Annotated in this window: 17 protein-coding genes and 1 pseudogene; 14 read left to right on the forward strand and 4 right to left on the reverse strand. The window is 35.7% G+C overall.

The genetic code is table 11. From position 1 onward, the window contains the following. Positions 1-20: 20 nt before the first annotated feature. Positions 21-1,190, forward strand: coding sequence for a M24 family metallopeptidase (locus G4D61_RS06025; protein ID WP_163173497.1), 1,170 nt, complete (start codon positions 21-23; stop codon positions 1,188-1,190). A gap of 595 nt (positions 1,191-1,785) precedes the next feature. Here G4D61_RS06025 and G4D61_RS06030 read toward each other — a convergent pair. Continuing rightward, complete coding sequence (locus tag G4D61_RS06030; protein WP_163173499.1) at positions 1,786-3,360, reverse strand: PucR family transcriptional regulator; 1,575 nt, start codon at positions 3,358-3,360, stop codon at positions 1,786-1,788. Between the two features lie 591 nt (positions 3,361-3,951). On the opposite strand from G4D61_RS06030, the gene G4D61_RS18460 reads away from it, so the two are divergent. The 5 genes from G4D61_RS18460 to ehuA all read left to right on the forward strand — a co-directional run bounded on the left by G4D61_RS18460 (position 3,952) and on the right by ehuA (position 7,105). After that, on the forward strand, positions 3,952-4,413 hold the full coding sequence (locus G4D61_RS18460; protein ID WP_367613763.1) for a transporter substrate-binding domain-containing protein: 462 nt from the start codon (positions 3,952-3,954) through the stop codon (positions 4,411-4,413). 2 nt (positions 4,414-4,415) lie between these two features. Beyond that, complete coding sequence (locus tag G4D61_RS18465) at positions 4,416-4,826, forward strand: transporter substrate-binding domain-containing protein (RefSeq protein ID WP_367613764.1); 411 nt, start codon at positions 4,416-4,418, stop codon at positions 4,824-4,826. A 64-nt stretch (positions 4,827-4,890) separates the two neighbouring features. Next, positions 4,891-5,541, forward strand: coding sequence for an ectoine/hydroxyectoine ABC transporter permease subunit EhuC (ehuC, locus tag G4D61_RS06040; RefSeq protein WP_025730079.1), 651 nt, complete (start codon positions 4,891-4,893; stop codon positions 5,539-5,541). After that, complete coding sequence (ehuD, locus tag G4D61_RS06045; protein ID WP_025730081.1) at positions 5,541-6,233, forward strand: ectoine/hydroxyectoine ABC transporter permease subunit EhuD; 693 nt, start codon at positions 5,541-5,543, stop codon at positions 6,231-6,233. Before ehuC ends, ehuD begins: the two co-directional genes overlap by 1 nt. After that, positions 6,230-7,105, forward strand: coding sequence for an ectoine/hydroxyectoine ABC transporter ATP-binding protein EhuA (gene ehuA / locus G4D61_RS06050; protein WP_025730082.1), 876 nt, complete (start codon positions 6,230-6,232; stop codon positions 7,103-7,105). Before ehuD ends, ehuA begins: the two co-directional genes overlap by 4 nt. Positions 7,106-7,177: 72 nt before the next feature. Here ehuA and G4D61_RS06055 read toward each other — a convergent pair whose 3' ends face one another. Continuing rightward, entirely contained in the window at positions 7,178-9,214 is a 2,037-nt protein-coding gene (locus G4D61_RS06055) for a Na+/H+ antiporter (protein WP_163173501.1), read from the reverse strand. A 311-nt stretch (positions 9,215-9,525) separates the two neighbouring features. Between G4D61_RS06055 and G4D61_RS06060 the strand changes: the two genes are divergently transcribed. Both G4D61_RS06060 and G4D61_RS06065 read left to right on the forward strand, forming a co-directional pair. Further along, positions 9,526-10,422, forward strand: a complete 897-nt coding sequence (locus tag G4D61_RS06060) for a PhzF family protein (protein ID WP_163173503.1) — start codon at positions 9,526-9,528, stop codon at positions 10,420-10,422. Positions 10,423-10,451: 29 nt separating this feature from the next. Continuing rightward, on the forward strand, positions 10,452-12,101 hold the full coding sequence (locus G4D61_RS06065) for a M20/M25/M40 family metallo-hydrolase (RefSeq protein ID WP_025730089.1): 1,650 nt from the start codon (positions 10,452-10,454) through the stop codon (positions 12,099-12,101). Positions 12,102-12,225: 124 nt separating this feature from the next. Here the strand turns inward: G4D61_RS06065 and G4D61_RS06070 are convergent, their stop codons facing one another. Beyond that, positions 12,226-12,990, reverse strand: a complete 765-nt coding sequence (locus G4D61_RS06070; RefSeq protein WP_025730091.1) for a polysaccharide deacetylase family protein — start codon at positions 12,988-12,990, stop codon at positions 12,226-12,228. A 160-nt stretch (positions 12,991-13,150) separates the two neighbouring features. Between G4D61_RS06070 and G4D61_RS06075 the strand changes: the two genes are divergently transcribed. The 6 genes and pseudogenes from G4D61_RS06075 (at position 13,151) to G4D61_RS06100 (ending at position 17,453) form a co-directional block, all read left to right on the forward strand. Beyond that, positions 13,151-13,591, forward strand: a complete 441-nt coding sequence (locus G4D61_RS06075) for a LysM peptidoglycan-binding domain-containing protein (protein WP_025730093.1) — start codon at positions 13,151-13,153, stop codon at positions 13,589-13,591. A gap of 309 nt (positions 13,592-13,900) precedes the next feature. After that, a complete protein-coding gene (locus tag G4D61_RS18470) occupies positions 13,901-14,251 on the forward strand; it encodes an NlpC/P60 family protein (RefSeq protein WP_367613765.1) in 351 nt (116 codons plus the stop codon). After that, positions 14,181-14,405 (forward strand): C40 family peptidase, encoded by a 225-nt coding sequence (locus G4D61_RS06085; protein ID WP_025730097.1) that lies wholly within the window; start codon positions 14,181-14,183, stop codon positions 14,403-14,405. Before G4D61_RS18470 ends, G4D61_RS06085 begins: the two co-directional genes overlap by 71 nt. A 315-nt stretch (positions 14,406-14,720) precedes the next feature. Next, complete coding sequence (locus G4D61_RS06090) at positions 14,721-16,058, forward strand: amino acid permease (RefSeq protein WP_025730099.1); 1,338 nt, start codon at positions 14,721-14,723, stop codon at positions 16,056-16,058. A gap of 265 nt (positions 16,059-16,323) precedes the next feature. After that, positions 16,324-16,530: pseudogene (locus G4D61_RS06095) on the forward strand (transposase); the annotation flags it as partial. Positions 16,531-16,916: 386 nt separating this feature from the next. Then, a complete protein-coding gene (locus G4D61_RS06100; protein WP_025730103.1) occupies positions 16,917-17,453 on the forward strand; it encodes a ribonuclease H-like YkuK family protein in 537 nt (178 codons plus the stop codon). Positions 17,454-17,867: 414 nt separating this feature from the next. Here the strand turns inward: G4D61_RS06100 and G4D61_RS06105 are convergent, their stop codons facing one another. After that, the gene (locus G4D61_RS06105) at positions 17,868-18,968 is read right to left on the reverse strand and encodes an ABC transporter substrate-binding protein (protein ID WP_152604359.1); all 1,101 of its coding nucleotides are present in this window, start codon (positions 18,966-18,968) and stop codon (positions 17,868-17,870) included. Between the last annotated feature and the right edge of the window lie 18 nt (positions 18,969-18,986).

Below are 18,986 nucleotides of genomic sequence, written 5' to 3' on the forward strand. Positions count from 1 at the left end.
ACTATTAAGGAGGCATCTGGATGAGAATAGCTTCACCAATATTCACAGCCGAAGAAATTTGTCGGCGCCAATCCGCAGTTATTAATAAATTAAACGAAGAGGATTGCTTTATCGCACTTTCATTCCATAATTCTTATTATTTGTCTGGTTTACCAATGCTGCAATGGGGGAGATTTGCGGCAACTATTCTTTTCAAAGATGGCAGACACGTCCTGATTATTCCTGAATTTGAAACCGGAGCAGCCGCAATCGAATCTCCAATTACTGAAATTCACACTTATCGCGATTCAGACGGCCCTACCCATACAAAGGTTGTTCAACTTATTGCCAAAACATTGAAAGAACGTGAAGTAAAAATAGCTGGTGTTGAGGCAGAAGGAATCCCTGCATCCTTTCAGACATTGCTCACCAAACAAATGCCAAATGTTGTCTTTGTTGATCGCACAGATGCTGTAAACCTTACGCGTTTCATCAGTTCTGATGAGGAATTTTGCTACATTCAGGAAGCATGCCGGCTTACAGATATCGGGATGCACAAAGTGGTAGAAATGATAAAGAAAGGCAGCACTGAGATTGAAGTGTCCCGCGCAGCATGTAACGCTATGAAGGATGCAGCAAAAACATCATACCCGCTAAACGTATCCTGCTATCTTCAACAAGGACAACGAAGCGATCAGTGTCATGCGTTGCCAGATGATTTGTTTATCAATCCCGGAAATATGGTAGAGGTCGTGATTGAAGCAGAGGTCGCGTATTACCAGGCCTCACTAGAGCGACCAATCTTAGTCGGCGATGTAAGCACAGAGATTCATCAAGCTTGTTTAATTGCAATCGAAGCTTTTAATGCCGGATTTTCAGTGGCAAAGCCAGGAGGTCAATTCGCCAATATTGATAAAGCTGCACGAGCAGTGTTTCATGCGAATGGTTTTGATCAAATCCCGAATGGATCAGGACTTATGAGAGGAATTGTCCATCATACAGGTGGCAGAAGTGAACTGGGTGAAGTACGTCACTACAACACTCGTATTCTTGAACCTGGTATGGTCCTTACTATCGAACCATGGGCAATTATTCCCGAAGTTGGCTCACCTAGAGAATGTGACACAATACTCATTACCCAAAATGGCGCAGAGATCATTAATACATTTCCAAGAGGTATAACGCAAGTAGCAAATTCTAATGCGTTATAAATAGGGATGCTGTCATCCTTTACTTTGATGATATATCAACGGCCAGAATCAATATAGCCATTAAGCAAAAGGTCAACATATTTTAAGTCACTAATACTGCTATAAAGGTTAAAACCTCGATTAAATCTAAAAAGTAATCGAGGTTTTCATTATGCTTATAAATTTCTTGAATTGTCTTTTTCTACTAACAGAAGGATGAGAACTACAGTTTATAACAATTGATTAATACTCTTCATTTAAATCGTCCTTGTTTATTGTAACTGTTAGATTAAGTATTTTGACCTGAATATTAACATTTTGGTTTACAATTCCGGTGGATGCTGACGGAAGGACCGCGATTTTAGAATTTCTAATCCATATCTATTTATACCTAACAAAAATCTTTTTTACTTGTTGATTGTTAACAACTTTTAATGTAAATCCATCAAAAGATTTTCGGTGTTTGATTGGTTACTCTTACTCCCCTTTTGCTGATGAAAAGCTCATCCATCCATCGCTACCATTAAGAAGCTCTAATTTTAACTCTCCCCTCTTAATGCACATAGCAGAAATAGAATAACCAATATGGTTGAATTCAACCAGTGATGGAGAAATATTACTGAACACCTGAAATGGTCCATAGTTTTTGACAGAGTTGTAGAAGAAAACGGTCATCAGGTTCGGACAAGGACTTCCCTGTTAATGATTCTATTTTCTGCAAACGATAGAGCAACGATTGACGCTGCAATGCTAGCGCCCGTGCAGTTTGACTAATATTTCCCTGATAATTGATATAGTACGAAAGGGTACGAAAAAGATCTAAACCTCTTTCTCGATTATATGTTATTAATGGTTCAATCGTTTGTCGTACTAGATCATCAGCTAGTTTATTTTCAGATAAATGAGATAATAATCGAAATATACTTGTATCTGAAGAAGTATTTCTTGTTCCCGGTCCTTTCTGTCTTCTGCCAATTTCTAATGCAATTTTGGCATCTTTATAATTGTGAGGAAACGCGTACACATCTGTTAAACGTTCACTAATCCCCCATGAAAAATAAGGTAAGCAATAGATCGCTAATTTTTCCTCAAAGACATCAATAAACTCGTTATACAGGCTAACTGCACTGTTTAAAAATATGCTTAAATATCCAGATTGAAATGTACTTATCATTTCGATCCTTAATGATCGTGCACAATCGAAAGCTATTTTGCTAATCTGACTTTCAAACGATGAGTATTTTTGTTCACAGTCCTCCATTTCCGCAAAACCTACAATACAAAAATACTTTACGGATTTATCTATGTTAAATCGATTGACTTGCTTTTCAATTTTTTTCCAATCATTATACTTTCCTTCTACTAATGTCTTTATGAACTCTGTTTTTTCTTTGTTCTCTTGCTCTATTAATATCCGGTCTTTCTTAAACCATAAACGCAGCGCAATAGTAATTTTTTCTAAAACAAACCAGTCTATTAATTCAAAAGAAAGCATAGCAGTTTCTAGAATAATAATACCTATGTAATGATCATAAATATGAAACGGAAAAACTTGTGCTCGTGTATTCCATATTGTGCAAACCACTGAAGGCTTGTCTATTTGCACTTGATCATATTGGAGATAATTTGTTGGATGCTCCTGGTTTAAAGAAAAAAAAGCTGCAGCAAATTCCTCCTGTAATAGATAGACTTGCATACCAGTTTCATCTTCTATCAACTTTAAAGCGCGGCTCAACGAATCTCCTTCAAAATAAAGCTGCAATAATCGCCTTTGAAGCGAATCCGCTTTATCCGCAAAATACTGTTTTTGCTTGTAAACACCTTCCGTTACAATTTTAATAATATCTGAGAAACGGATTTTCCACGGTAAAAGAATAATTGGGAATTCATGTTTCCTTGCGAACTTTAAAATAGACTCTGGAATCGTTGTGACGTTTCTCCCTATCGCAATTGCTATCGCAGCAGCATGTGAGGCATAGATAGCTTTAATAAAAGATTTAAAAGTATCATTTTCTTCACAGCCAATCGCTGTTGTTAGTACAATTTCGTTTTCTCTTATTAATCGTTCAACAGGAGTTTCAATAACTGAGATAGACTCTATCGGCTGTGTAAGCATCGCCTTATTACTAAATAACAGTTTAGCTTCTTTTAATAATGGATGAGATAAAAATTGTTCAATTGTAAAATGCATATTCCATTCCTCCACGATAACTATACATGATTGCTTAATATGTCGATTACTTCCCGACTTTTCTTAAAACACTTCAGACAGCCAGCACGAAAAGTAAGCACCAATTACATGTTATAAAACATGACATTTCTCTAAGCATCTCTGTACATATATACAGACCTTTATAGCAAGTAATAAGGTACAGAAAAATGAAATAATTCTATTTTATTATACATTCCATACTATGTCTATGCTAAAAGTGACAGAATATTTAGATGAATATTCTTACAAATTGGCTGATAGTTTTCTAAATGATTGATCTTTAAAATAAAAGTATAAGATATAACACAGTTTGTTATAAAACTTAACAAGAAGGAAGGTGTTCATTTGAGGCAATATTGATAATCGAAAAAGACATGGGATATTGAAAGAATATGGATAATTAAATGAAAAGAATTTATTAAAAATGAAATCGTCCAAAAGACATCCAACTAAAATTGTATTTTTTGTTATACGGAATGTTTGATTCATAAATTTTCAGTGTATAAAGAGAGTTTGAAATCAATAGAGTGATATGTTTTTCACAAAATAAAAATAAAAAGGGTGATGAATATGAAAAAAATTATGATGGTTGTTATGGTTGGTTTATTAGCAATCGGCATTATGGGATGCGGGAAATCAGAAAGTACATCTGCTTCTCCAAAACAAACAACTTTTCAAAAAGCCAAAAAAGATAAACGAGTTGTCGTCGGATTTGCCAATGAAAAGCCATATGCTTATGCTACTTCAGATGGAAAATTAACAGGAGAATCAGTTGAAGTTGCCCGTGTTATTTTAAAACGACTTGGCATAAAAGAAATGGATGGAGTGTTAACGGAATTTGGCTCTCTTATTCCCGGACTGAAAGCTGACCGTTTTGACATGATCACTGCAGGTATGTTTATCACTCCTGAACGAGCGAATGAAGTAGATTTTGCAAACCCAGATTATAGTATAGGAGAAGCAATCGCAGTAAAAAAAGGAAATCCATATCATATTAAAGTTATGAAGATATCAAGAACAATAGCGAGGTAAAAGTGGGCGTTATTGCCGGAACTGCCGAAGCAAATTATGTAAAAGAATCCGGTGTTAATGCTTCACAAATTACAGTCATATCGGATAATCCAAGCGCATTGTCAGCACTCCAGTCTGGTCGAGTTGATGTAATCACGATGACTGGTCCAGCACTTCGTTCATTATTAGACACGGCGAAATCTAATAATGTAGAAAAAGTTAAAGATTTTAAACAGCCTGTAATTAATGGTAAAAGTGTGAAGGGGTATGGAGCGACTGTATTTAGAAAACAGGATGACGACTTCCGAGAAGCCTTTAATAAAGAACTTGAAAAAATGAAAAAAGATGGTGAATTACTAAAAATACTTAAGAAATACGGATTTACCGAGAATGAACTTCCAGGGGATGTTACGACTGAACAGTTAATCAAATAGATGAGGGGAAATATTCCCCCTCATCTATTTAGAAGTTTAAGAAAATCGGGGAGTGAAATCATTTATGTTTTCAAATCTTGACATTATAAAAGGACTATTAACAGGATTATCCATCACTTTACAAGTTTTAGTATATTCATCAATTTTTGCATTAGTAGTTTCATTTCTCTTTGGCTTTTTAAGTTTGGCGAAATGGCCGCTCATTAGATTGATTTCTAGTCTTTATATAGAAGTGTTTAGAGGGACATCACTTCTTGTACAATTGTTTTGGTTTTACTTTGGTCTTCCAATTTTAGGAATTAAACTACCCGCCATGTTTGTCGGTGTACTGGCACTTGGCTTAGGTTACGGCGCATATGGCGCAGTCGTGGTTAAAAGTGCCCTTTCGGCTGTTCCAAAAGGGCAGACAGAAGCAGCGATCTCTTTAAATATGACTCCTTATCGAAGAATGCGATCTGTCATCCTGCCACAGGCTTTCCTCATTATGTTACCTACATTTAGTAATTTGGTAATAGAACTTCTAAAAGGGACATCTCTCGTTTCCCTTGTTACACTTTCAGATTTAACTTTTCAAGCAATGACAATGAGAGCATCGACTATGGAATCAACAAAAATTTTCACTTATTTATTGATCATCTATTTTCTAATTGCATATCCAATTACAATCGGATTTCGGCGCCTTGAGAAAAGACTATCTATTGGGAGGGGTAACTAATGTGGAGTTGGCATTTCGCTGTTTCAATTTTACCGCAGCTTTTAGAGGCTATGCTTATAACAGTCAAGGCAACCGTCGTAGGATTTATACTAGCTATTATCCTTGGACTATGTTGGACTATTTGCCGCCGCTCATCCTTTAACTTATTGAATGGTGCAGTTCTGGCTATTGTTGTTTTCGTAAGAAGCACCCCTTTGCTTGTGCAGCTTTATTTCATCTTTTTTGTATTTCCTAACTTTGGCATCACCCTATCACCATTTTTAGCAGGAGTGATCGGACTTGGATTGCATTACAGCGCCTACTTGACAGAGGTTTTTCGAACAGGAATCGATTCAATCCCGAAAGGACAATGGGAGGCAGCAACCGCATTAAATTTTTCAAGAAGAAAAATGTGGACAAACATAATCTTACCACAAGCAATACCACCGATTATTCCAATGGTTGGCAATTACTTCATCGGGATGTTTAAAGATACTCCGCTGTTGTCTGCAATTACTTTAGTTGAAATGGTGCAGTCAGCGAGACTGATCGGCGCAGAATCATTCCGCTATTTAGAAGCCTTTACAGATGTCGGCCTAATTTTCCTAGTTCTTAGTTATCCGTCATCACTTGTATTTCGTTACATCTCAAGACGTATCAATTACCGCTACGATCGTTCTTATTCCATTAAAAATAAGGAGGTTGCAAAATGAAGAATGGTGACGATCAATATCAATTAAAAAAAGAACCTTACGTCAAATATAGAAATATTGGTATGAAATTCGGCAGCACTGAAGTATTAAAAAATATCAATTTTGATATTTTCCTAGGAGAAAAGGTCGCAATGATTGGTCCCAGTGGTTCTGGGAAAACAACGCTAGCACGGATGTTAATGACATTAGAAAAACCAACAAGTGGCACAATTGAAATTAGTGGTGAACAGCTGTGGCATTACAAAGTAAAAGACAAATTGGTAGAAGCTAATGAAAAACACTTACGCAAAGTTCGCGGTCAAATTGGAATGGTTTTTCAACACTATAATTTGTTTCCACATATGACGATTTTAAGAAATGTAATGGAAGCACAAGTACATGTATTAGGATTAACGAAAAGTGAAGCCGAACAACACGCAAAAAAAATGCTTGATAAAGTCGGTCTCGGACATAAGTGTAATGCCTATCCTACTCAATTATCAGGCGGACAGCAGCAACGCGCGGCAATGGCACGGTCATTAGTGATGAAGCCAAAAATTATGTTATTTGATGAAGTGACATCTGCTTTAGATCCAGAATTGGTCGGAGAGGTATTAGAAGTAATCAAAGATATTGCTGCGGAGTATGAGATGGCAATGCTGCTTATTACTCATGAAATGGCCTTTGCTCGTGACATTGCTGATCGTGTTGTCTTCATGGCTGATGGGAACATTGTCGAAGAAGGTCCTCCTGAACAGCTTTTTTTACATCCGCAACACAAACGTACAATCGAATTTTTAAGCCGATTTTCCTCACAAATTAATTCAGAGAGAGCTTATAGTTATAGAAGTCTTCTCCATTCATCTAATCAGGAAAATGCTCAACATTCTTGATACATCGAAAAAGCCATCGTAACACGCACGATGGCTTTTTCTTTTTCCATTTCATAGAAACATTATTTTTCCTTAATCCTGCAATTGATTTTCTTCCATCCAATGAGCTTCTCTCATGTTGATTTTCCGGCGCAATGTTCGAAGGATCTCAATTGTAATTTGTTTTTGCTCATACATCTTCTGAACGGCATCTCTTTCAGCCTGAAATGCTTTATCTTGAAGTTCACGTTCCATATGAACAAATTGCTTTGAAGCTGCTTCATTTTTGTACAACTTCAAATGTGTCAGTAATTTGTAGTACTCACCGATAATTAAATACGCAACATGTTTATAGTCCGGATCGACTATATTCTTTAATTCTTTTATAGCTGCTTCTGCCATCGCTATTTTAATGTTAATCATTTCTTTCTGCTTACTTATTCTGCATTCACGCAATGCTTTACGGCGAGAAATAAAAACCTTAAACAATCTTATAAAACTAATTTCGATAAGATTCCATAATATAAAGGCTCTAAATCTCATTTGATTTGTAACAGCCATTTCTTTTCTACGTATATATTCTTGGAACAGATAGGCTGTTTCTTTATCGATTTTCTTTTCTTTAGCTAAATTCGCAATATAAGCCGATTCCGCTTCATAAGCCTTTACACGAATATCATTTTCAAGATTTTTAAATTTGGCTGCTTCTTCATTTGTTGCATATTTCAATTGATTAATTTGCTGATTGTAATTGGAAATAACAGCTAATGCAGCAGACTGATTGTCATCATCTATTACTTCTTTGACAGCATGAATAGCAGCTTCCTTTGTTCGAATGAGCGCTTCTTTCTCAATCACTACTTTATTTGTTTCAACAATATCGACTTCAGATTTTGCAATGATCGGCAAAAAGATGCTTGCAACGATTAAACTGACCAATATAACACCCGCAGCAATAAAAATAATTAATGCTCGTTCTGGAAATGGCTGACCATTTGCTAATAATAATGGGATGGAAAATGCACCTGCTAATGTCACTGCTCCTCTTACACCTGAAATCGTCGTAATCCCAATCGGCCTCAACGCAGGCTTTAATATTTGCTGATTTTTTAGTTTCCAGCCTATCCACCAGGACATTGATATCCAAATAAATCTCAGCAATAACAATGCTGCCGTTATCATTATAATATACATAATGACTTGCCCATTATTAAAATGCGGATCTGCAAATATTTGATTAACGACGCTTGGAATTTGTAGACCAAGAAGCACAAATACTAGTCCATTTAAAATATACAAAATGACAGACCAAGTGCTCTTTGAAACAACTTGTAATTCGACCGTTGGGGATTTTTCCCGCTCCCGTTCAATTGCATGGACAATTCCCGCTGCAACTACACCTAAAATGCCTGATAAGTGTAAATGCTCAATCGTAAGATAAATGACGAATGGGGTAAGAATTTGAATGAGCATATGAAATGTTACGTCTTCCATCCCTAAACGGCGAATCATGATACGAAAGCGAATAATTAGAAAAGCGAGAACTACCCCACCTACAAAACCACCGATTGAGATCATGAGGAAACTTACACTAGCATCTAGTAATGAAAAAACACCTGTTACCGTCGCTGTAACCGCAAACTTAAACGCAACAAGACCAGAAGCATCATTCATCAATCCTTCCCCTTCTAGAAGATGCATCACTCCCTTTGGCATATTAACCCTAGTAGACATAGCACTAACTGCTACAACATCCGTTGGTGATAAGATTGCCGCTAATGCAAATGCTGCTGGAAGTGGAATTGTCGGAATCATCCAATGAATTAAATAACCAATTGCAAACACTGTTACAAACACTAGCCCAAGAGCGAGTAATAATATCGGTACCCGTAATTCCCAGAGGGCTTCTCTAGAAACACTTTTTCCATCATTAAATAAAAGTGGTGCAATAAAAAGTAATAAAAATAAATCCGATTCCATCGGTATATGTATTCCTAAAGGAATAGCTGCCAGTATAAACCCCAGTACAATTTGAACGATTGGTACCGGGATAAATGGAATTAGATGGTTTATGATATTAGATAGCCCGATTATAATCAAAAGCAGTAAAACAGCAAGAAAAATATCCATGTACCAATAGTCTCCTTTTAATTATCCTTTCCTAATTATAACAAATCATATAAATTATGGTTTTCTCATGTTTATAGAAGGTCCAGCCAGGAAATATTGTCATTTTGAGAAAATGATACAGATCTATTTTAAAGTTATTTTTCATTACAAATCCAATGTGGACCATCATATTATCTCCTATTTCCTTTTATTTACTTCCTATTACTTTAAAATCTCTATCATATATTTTTCTGAAAATAAAAATTTATTTTACTTATACAAAATAAAGAATTACTATGGAAATATCAGCACCAGATGAGGAGGATTTTGTAATGAGAGAAATTTGTATCAATCATATAGATGCGTTTACAACAAAAAGATTTGCGGGTAACCCCGCAGGAGTCGTATTAAACGCAGAATGTCTATCAACACAGGAAATGCAGCAGATTACAAATGAATTAAATCTGTCAGAAACCGTTTTTCTCTTACCGCCACAAACAGTTGAAAATGATTTTAGAGTAAAATATTTTACTCCAAAGGAAGAAATTGACTTTTGCGGTCATGCAACAGTTGCCTTGACATGGCTAGTTGCAACCGAAATGGGGCTAGCACAAGCAAAACATGGGATTGTGCTAGAAACGAATATTGGCAATATCCCGGTTACATGGGATATAAAAGATGGCAACATAAACAGCGTTGAGATGACACAAGCTGCGCCAAAAACAAAAGATATTTCCGTTGATCTTGACAAGCTCAGCCGACTTCTTCGTATTGAAAAAGATGCATTTGATCTAAACTATCCTTTGAAATTAGCAAATACAGGCAATTGGCATCTATTGATTCCTTTGAAAAACGATATACTGATCGACAAGGCGGATCCAGATCTCGCTGCACTGGATACATTCAATAAAAAGTATGGTGTTAGTACAACACATTTATATACATTTAACACGAAGCAAGATTGTGACCTATACACAAGGGATTTTGCCCCAAGCGTCGGAATAGCCGAAGATCCTGTTACAGGTTCAGCAAATGGTGCATTAGCAGGGCTTCTATATTATGAGAAAATCATTTCACAGAACGAACCAACCCGTCTAATAATAGGTCAAGGACATAAAGTAGAACGACCTGGAACGCTATATGTCACCATTACTCCAAATGGAACGGAGCCAATTATTAAAGTAGCGGGTGCAGCAATTGTCACCATTAAAGGGGTATTACATTTATAAATAATCCATTTATAGGAGGTGCTTCATCAATGTTACAATGCCGTGATGAAATTCTTGCATATACGAAAAAACTCGTACATATAGAAAGTGTCGTCAATACAAATGGAGAAAGGGAAATCGCTCATTCATTGTATTCATTTCTCTCATCATTTCCTTACTTTGTACAACATCCTTCACATATTATGCTCGAAAAAACAACAAGAGATGATCATGACAGATACAATGTAATTGCCTTTGTTAAAGGAAAAGGAGGAAACAGCAAACGAACAGTTATTTTAATGGGACACACCGATACAGTTGGTATCGATGACTTTAATCAGTTACAACCATATGCCTGCTCTCCTGATCAATTAATGGAAAAACTTAAGAATGAGGATCTGCCCCCTTCCGCAAAAGCACATTTAGAGTCTGGAGAATGGTTATTTGGAAGAGGAACCCTTGACATGAAGAGTGGATTAGCAAGCCATCTTTATCTTTTAAAATATTATGCTGAACATCCTGAAACATTAAATGGCAATATCGTGTTATTGGCTGAGTGTGATGAAGAGGATGGATCACATGGAGTCATTAGTGCTTTAAAAACTTTCCAAGCATTGAAAGAAACATATGGGTTCAATTATGTTGCTGCCATCAATGCTGATTTTGTTGCCCCACGATTTGCAGGAGATGACAATCGCTATATATATAAAGGAACAGTGGGAAAGCTCCTCCCCTCGTTTTTTATTACAGGCTCCGAAACCCATGTCGGTTCATGCTTTGAAGGATTAGATCCAAATTTAATCGCTGCTGAGCTGACAAAACAAATTGATTATAACCCTGAACTTAGTAATGAAGCATATGGGGAAACAACTGTCCCGCCAGTATCTTTGAAGCAAACAGATTTAAAACCATCTTATACAGTGCAAACAGCACTTGCTGCCTATGCATATTATAATTTTTTCATACATTCATGGTCACCAAAGGATGTCTTAACGAAATTAAAAGAGCAAGCATATATTGCCTTTAATAACGCCCTTGCCACTTATGAGCAAAGATACAAGCAATTTGCAGCCATAAGTAGTGAACCATATGTCAATATGGACTGGAAACCGAAAGTACTGACATATGAAGAAATGATGAATTTATTAACTTCAAAACACGGCTCCCTTTTCAAAAACCATATGACTAAATTTAAAGAACAACTTTTAAAGCAGCAAGATTTGGATACACGCATGTTCTCAGCAAGAGTCGTTGAAGAAGCTTGGAAATGGATGAAAGACAAAAACCCAACGATCATCTTATTTTATTCATCACTCTATTCTCCACGTATTGAATTAACAGGGAAAAATGAAAAAGAACAAGCTTTAATTAAGGCATTGGATCAGGCAATTAAATCTGTGCAGCCACACTATGTACATCCGATTGTCACGAGAAACTTCTTCCCATATATCTCAGATATGAGTTTTGTCGCTATAAGTGATAACGAAGAAGGTTTAGATGCCGTGACAAACAATAGCCCCAGTTTAGGATACAAGCATTATGTTGATTATCAGGATATTCGCGCATTAAATGTACCAGTTATTAACATTGGGCCTTATGGTGTAGATGCCCACAAAAAATTTGAGAGAATGGAGATGACGTTCTCTTTAGAAATTGTCCCTAATCTTACAAATTATGTTATTCAAAATTTATTAAACTAACGATCAATAGAGGAAGGTTGCCTAGTTTAGGTAATCTTCCTCTCCTAAATTTAAATGTTGCTTATTTTCAAAGCTAATTGGTGCAAAGAACGAGCATCCGGAAGCGGAAATTAAACCGTTTTGTTTAATAATATGGAAATAATTGAAACGGTGTTGGTGTTGACTTAATCATTTTGGAACGAGAAAGCATTTCAGAAACAGTAACACATTCATATCCTTCTTTAGCAAAAACTTTCAAGATTTTTTCCAAAGCTTGTACGGTTTGCTGACGATCTCCTCCTGAATCATGCATCAAAATAATATTTCCTGGTGCAACAGTTGATAACACATTGCTGGCAATTTTATCCGCTCCTGGCCTGCTCCAATCACGCGTATCTTGATGCCAAGACCAAATAACCACTTGATAATGATTTTTGATCGCTGTGTTTACGATTAAATCATTATAATATCCGCCTACAGGACGGAAAAGTGCTGGTCGGACCCCTGTTATACTTTGCACAGCATCACTTGTTTGATTCAATTCACTTTTTAAAAATTTTTCATTCATATTTAAATTATAACTATGCTGAAAAGTATGGTTTCCAATTTCATGCCCCTCTTTAATCTCCCTTTCGATTAAATAAGGATATTTCACAACATGTGCTCCAATCACAAAGAAAGTTGCCTTTGCATGGTATTTTGCTAAGACATTCAATATTTGTGGAGTATAGACAGGATTCGGTCCATCATCAAAAGTTAGTGCGACCATTTTTTCTTTTGTTTTAACATCCCAGAAAGCATGTCCTGTCCTTTCAAAATCAAATCTGCTTTTTGCTGAAGCATAAATAGTTGTATGGTAACTAAATAAACTAAGTAAAATAATGGAAAATAATACAAAACGTAATTTCATAACCCAATATCTCCTACACTCATTTCTAATTATTGTTTGTAATATCCGACATTTTATGAACGGATTCATTTTTATAAACAATTAAAAATAACAGTGCTCCCGCATGAAATAGAAAATTGGTTAGAAACTATACTTTACATATAATAAAGGGGGAGAACAGATGAATAATGATCAGAAGCATGAACTTAGAAAAATTATCTCAGGCAGTAATGAATATGAGATCATTTTTTATTATGATAAACCGCTAACAGAATTCTCTGATGAACTAGGCAGTACAATTAAAGAAAATAAACACTTTATGGCAACAACAAAGAAATTTATTGGAGAGCGCTACCCAAATTTTAAAATTACAATGGCAAAAGTAGTAATTGGCGGAATCGCTGTAACATCCTTTAAACTATTGCATACTGATCATGTACAGGCTGCTACTATGGAAGGCAATCAAGTTTCAAACTCAAGTTCTATCTATTATCAAGTCTCATCAGGAGACACACTTTCGAAAATTGCAACTAAGTATCACACATCAAGTACTAACATTAAACAGGCAAATCATCTTAAATCAGACGTTATAAAGGTTAACCAACTCTTAATTATTCCTTAAACCTTCCATAAGGTTCAAACAGGTGATTATCTCACTGTTCTTGTGAAGAAACATGGAACGACTGAGCGGCAATTAAAGAAGCAAATAAGACTAAAAAGTATATTGGGCAAACCCTCATCATTCCTATATTGATTCAAGGTCAATCAAGTACTTCTAAACAGCCTTCCATCCAAAAGCAAACAACCTATAAAGTAGTTGCAGGAGATAGTTTATCTGTCATTGCAAAAAAAATATGATGTCTCTGCCGAATAAATCAAACAAGTTAACCGCTTAACTAGTGACATCATTAAGGTTGGACAAATATTAGTAATACCGACTGCACAAACAAATGCTAATTTAGAATCTCTCCAAAAAAATCTTAACACTCCCGGATATTACACTAGTCAAACTTTTACAAGAAAGGATGATACTGCTACTACACAAGCAATTGAAAATTTTCAAAGCGATTACGGGCTTTCTATCACTGGCAAGACCAATGAGGAAACAAACACAGCCATCGAACATGCAACTATCAAAAAGCAATTAATAAAGGATGCTGCTAATTATATTGGTGTTCCTTATTTATGGGGAGGAATAACACCTGCTGGATTTGATTGTTCAGGTTTCGTTTATTATATGTTTAGCCAGCACGGGATTAGCATGCCCCGCAATAGCAATTGAAAAATCAAAGTTGCAGCCAGGAGATCTCGTTTTCTTTGCTATTAACTCACCAGAAACAATCTCTCATGTAGGGTTTTATACAGGAAATATTCAATTCATTTCTGCTACTACTTCAAAAGGAGTTACAACCTATTCTCTCGATAATACGTATTGATCTAAATATTATGCAGGAGCCAAAAGAGTTTATTAATAAATATCGATGAAATCTTTAAGTCCCACTTTCTATTCTATTTAAGATTAAGTGGGATTTTATTTTTGTATAAAATAAGAAAAATCTTTCCCTTCAAACATATAAATCTATTGAACTATCTTCTCTACAAAAATTGACATGATTTGAAACTATGGTATGATTTATATAAAAATACTTTAGCGCTTAAAAGCGTTTATCTAAAAAAGTATTGAGTGATAAAGTTTTAGTATCATTTGCATTTCAATATAATAAATTACTTCAAAAAGTAGGTTGAACAAAATGGAAACAAAGCATCAAAATTTGCAAAAGGGGTTAAAGCCAAGGCATGTCCAATTTATTGCTTTAGCAGGAATGATTGGAACTGGCATTTTCAAAGGTAGTTCAGATACGGTAAGCTTAGCAGGTCCCAGTGTCGCACTCGCTTATTTAATCGGAGGATTATTGCTGTTCATTGTCATGGTCGCATTGGGGGAAATGGCAATTGTTTTTCCAAATTTAAATGTCCAGCATTTAATCAATAAAGCGTTTGGAAACCGTATTTCATTTATTATCGGATGGCTTTACTGGATAAACTGGATAATCGTTACAGTTGTAGAATTATTAGCAGCTGGAAGCTTTTTGCAATACTGGTTTCCATCTGTACCATTATGGCTCTTAAGTTTTCTTTGCACTGTGTTCATTGTCGGGATTAATTTATTTCATGTAAAATACTACGGTGAACTTGAATTTTGGATTGCTGGCATCAAAATTATTACTTTAATCGCTTTTATTGTGTTAGGTGCTTTGTTATTGTTGGGACTTTTCCCTCATTCCAGTTCTTCAATTTCAAACTATACATCACATGGGGGATTTTTCCCTAACGGTATTAGCGGTACGTTTAGTGCCTTTTTAGTCGTCATGTTTTCCTACGGCGGAGCCGAATTAATCGGTGTCAGTGTAACTGAAACGAAAGATAGTCAGCGCGTTTTGCCGCGAATTATAAAAGGCACTGTATGGAGAGTTATTTTATTTTACATTTTACCGATTTTAATTATTTGCGGAATTATTCCTTGGGACAAAGTATCTTCAGCTGAAAGTCCTTTCGTCCAAGTATTTAGCTTCACAGGACTTCCGGGAGCTGCCAATATCATGAACTTTGTTCTTTTAACAGCTGTTTTATCAGCAGCAAATTCAGGTATATACGCAACATCGCGAACATTGTTTACAATGTCGCAAACAGGTGAAGCACCGAAAGTATTTATACAAACGTCTAAAAAAGGAATTCCGTTAAATAGCATCTTGTTAACAACTTTATGTATTTTAGTTGGCGTATTTTTAGCTTACATCACTCCAGAACAAGTCATTAACTATTTAATGACCATTCCTGGCTTTACCGTGTTACTTATTTGGATTGGAATTTGTTCAGCACAATTAAAACTCCGTCCTCAATATCCGAAAAAGCCGGGATTTCAAGTAATAGGCTATCCATATATAACAATCTTTGCAATTATTGCACTATCTTGTATTTTTATCAGTTTTCTTTTTAATCACCAAAACATTATTGGCACAACGGTTTGTCTTATCATTCTAGCGATCGTAATTGTTTTATCTTTTACGACTAGGCTAAAAAGATCATAATCACTTCTAAAAAATGGCTTCGGTTTAAACGAGGGCACTGAAAAAATCCCTTAAATTTAGATTGTGATACTAAATGGGGCTATTGATTTCCGCTTCAGGCAGATTCGCTTTCCGCGGGCATCTTCGCCGCCTTCCACTCCAATCAACCGCGTTTTTTACCTAGGCTAAATTTAAAAAGGTATAATTCCTCATTATTAAGGGGATTATACCTTTTTTGCTGTATAATTTTAATATTAATTTCAAACATTTCAAACGTGTGGGCACTATGATACAACATCAACAATCCATGATTTTTAGTCATTATATAGCTATTTATGATTTAGTTGTTCCAAAAGATAATCTTTTGCGTAAGCTTAACGAGTTGATCGATTTCTCTTTCGTCTATGATGAACTAAACGATAAATATTGTCATGTTAATGGTCGAAATGCTATCGCCCCTATTCGCATGTTCAAATATTTATTGTTAAAAACAAGATTAGGCATGGAACTACAAGGCGCCATGGCTATATTTATAGTAGGTCTAAAAAAATATTGAAATTAATGGATCAAAAATAGGAGAAAAGCAGACTCCGGTAACTAAAAAAGACAACTTAAAGTTCACATTTGTGAATTTCAAGTGTCTTTTTTTCGTTTTGCTTTAGAAACGCTGAAAAACGTTTAATCGCAGCCATTTTTTATGTATGTATCATCTTCTACTATTTTAATTAACAAACTCATTCTCTAGCTATCTTCCTATAAACAGTCAATTTCTCTTTGAAAAATATGCTTTTTCACTGCATGACATCATTATCGTTACATATAATGTGGTAAGAGTACTCTTCCCCGTTATCATTATTAAGAAGAAGTGAGGCTACCTATATGGAACAAGATTCGATCCGCAACTTTCGATTTCAAAACCTTCAAGAAAAGAACATGTCATTTGAAGATGTTTTTAAGCATATTGTGCATTTCATGAAGCTCAATCCCCGAGGAAATTACCGGCTAATGGTCGGTACAGATTCCCAAGTTCATAGAACCTATACCATTTTTATAACAGGGATTGTCATCCAACAGGAAAGTCATGGTGTATGGGCCTGTATTAGAAAGGTGATTGTGCCGAGAAAAATGCTGCACCTCCATGAACGTATTTCCAAAGAATTAACATTAACAGAAGAAATTGTTTCCATGTTTACGGAACATAAAAAAAACCAATTGATTCATATCATTCTACCCTACGTGTATCAAGGAGCAACTTTTTCGATGGAAGGACATATTGATATTGGGGCTGGCAACCGTAATAAAACGAGAGCATTTGTAAAAGAAATGGTTGCTCGAATGGAGTCCATGGGAGTTGAACCAAAGATTAAGCCGAATGCTTTTGTTGCCTCCAGCTATGCAAACCGCTATACAAAATAACTTCAAAATTTTGAAATATCCCCTTGCCCGTTTAGGGGCGATTCGAAATAGGCCCATAATCGATCTAACATCTTTACGTTAATAACCTTTTAATAGTTATTGCATACTTATATATTAGTTGCTGACTGCCTTGCCAAAACATCAACATCTAAAAGAAGATAAGCAGTCAAGATCCACTTTATCTATAACAAGTTTCCCCCTCCTTCAATCAATCTTTGTATTACAAAAAATAAGCCCCTCAATGTCAGATCGTACGTATTTCTACATACTTCCTCCAAAGAAGGGAATTAGATAAAGATATAAATAGAGTCCTCCTAACCGCCCGCGGAAAGCGAACCCCTGCTACCCACTCCTTTTTTTATATTTATAAAAGTTTACTAGAGAAAAAATGTACTTTAAGCTATATAAAGATGTTTATTTATATAATAATGGAGCAATTTCTTTAGAATCAATGTTTGCTTTGTCATACCATTTTGATCCTGTATCCACATCTTTTACTTTTTCACCTTTGGCTGCTTTAACTGCTAGTTTTACAGTATTATAACCAATGGCAATTGGATTTTGCGTAATGGAACCAAGGAATTTTCCAGATTTAATTGCATCAATTTGCAAAGTACCTGAATCAAACCCTACGGCAATAACCTTATTCTTGCCAATTCTTCCCCCAGCAATTGCAGAATCTGCATTAATAATTGATTTCGCTGCAAATTCATTAGATCCATAAATAGAAATTAAATCTTTCTTATTTAACAGAGCTTGCGCTTCCGTTTTTCCTGCTGAATCTGTTACTTCCGCTGGTATGCGAACCTCAATTATTGCGATTGCATTTTGTGGCTTTACTTTATTCGCAAATTTATCATGCCCTGTCACTTGAACTTTTCCCTTACCAACGCCATCCATCTTCTCAATATCTTTTACCATTTCGTCAATAAAACCAGATGTTCTTGCAGTAATAGATAATGAATTTACCTCTTGTGATAAAACTCCAATCCGAACAGGTTTTCCTTTTTTAGCCGCAGTTATCTTCTTCTTTATGGCTGTGAATGTTTTATCTGCAGCAAGTGCCCCTGCCTTATAGTTATCTGTAGAAGCAGTTGCTTTAATCGCGCCTTTTGGAGCATTCGGAACACCAGAATCAAATCCTATAATTGGAATATTTTTGCTCATTGCCTGTTCTATATCATCTAATTCTGCGTTCGTATCAAGAGCGGCAAGGGCAACCGCCGAAGGATTTTTGTTTATAGCATCGTTAAGCATTTCAACTTGGTCAGAAATAGCGCTTTCATCTTTAGGGCCAACAAAATTCATTTTGACCCCCTCTTCCTTAGCAGCTTTTTCAGCCCCTGTTCTAACAGCTTTCCAATAATCGTTTTGAAAACCTTTTGCTATCACTTCTAATCTTATATCATCACCTTTTGATGCCCCTGTTTTTGCATTGCCACATGCACTAAGAACAAGTATTGATATCAGCGTAGCAACCATTGCAAATCCAAATTTTTTTGAGATTTTTTTCATTGTTTTTCCCCCTCATTA

It is taken from the genome of Heyndrickxia ginsengihumi (genome assembly GCF_011008565.1).
GTDB lineage: Bacteria > Bacillota > Bacilli > Bacillales > Bacillaceae_C > Weizmannia > Weizmannia ginsengihumi.

Coding starts and splice junctions, on each gene's coding strand:
- G4D61_RS06105 (WP_152604359.1), bottom strand. CDS start 18,968: ATGAAAAAAATCTCAAAAAAATTTGGATTTGCAATGGTTGCTACGCTG.
- G4D61_RS06025 (WP_163173497.1), top strand. CDS start 21: ATGAGAATAGCTTCACCAATATTCACAGCCGAAGAAATTTGTCGGCGC.
- G4D61_RS06030 (WP_163173499.1), bottom strand. CDS start 3,360: ATGCATTTTACAATTGAACAATTTTTATCTCATCCATTATTAAAAGAA.
- G4D61_RS06060 (WP_163173503.1), top strand. CDS start 9,526: ATGAGAGAAATTTGTATCAATCATATAGATGCGTTTACAACAAAAAGA.
- G4D61_RS06075 (WP_025730093.1), top strand. CDS start 13,151: ATGAATAATGATCAGAAGCATGAACTTAGAAAAATTATCTCAGGCAGT.
- ehuD (WP_025730081.1), top strand. CDS start 5,541: ATGTGGAGTTGGCATTTCGCTGTTTCAATTTTACCGCAGCTTTTAGAG.
- G4D61_RS06055 (WP_163173501.1), bottom strand. CDS start 9,214: ATGGATATTTTTCTTGCTGTTTTACTGCTTTTGATTATAATCGGGCTA.
- G4D61_RS06070 (WP_025730091.1), bottom strand. CDS start 12,990: ATGAAATTACGTTTTGTATTATTTTCCATTATTTTACTTAGTTTATTT.
- G4D61_RS06090 (WP_025730099.1), top strand. CDS start 14,721: ATGGAAACAAAGCATCAAAATTTGCAAAAGGGGTTAAAGCCAAGGCAT.
- G4D61_RS06065 (WP_025730089.1), top strand. CDS start 10,452: ATGTTACAATGCCGTGATGAAATTCTTGCATATACGAAAAAACTCGTA.
- G4D61_RS18460 (WP_367613763.1), top strand. CDS start 3,952: ATGAAAAAAATTATGATGGTTGTTATGGTTGGTTTATTAGCAATCGGC.
- ehuA (WP_025730082.1), top strand. CDS start 6,230: ATGAAGAATGGTGACGATCAATATCAATTAAAAAAAGAACCTTACGTC.
- G4D61_RS06100 (WP_025730103.1), top strand. CDS start 16,917: ATGGAACAAGATTCGATCCGCAACTTTCGATTTCAAAACCTTCAAGAA.
- ehuC (WP_025730079.1), top strand. CDS start 4,891: ATGTTTTCAAATCTTGACATTATAAAAGGACTATTAACAGGATTATCC.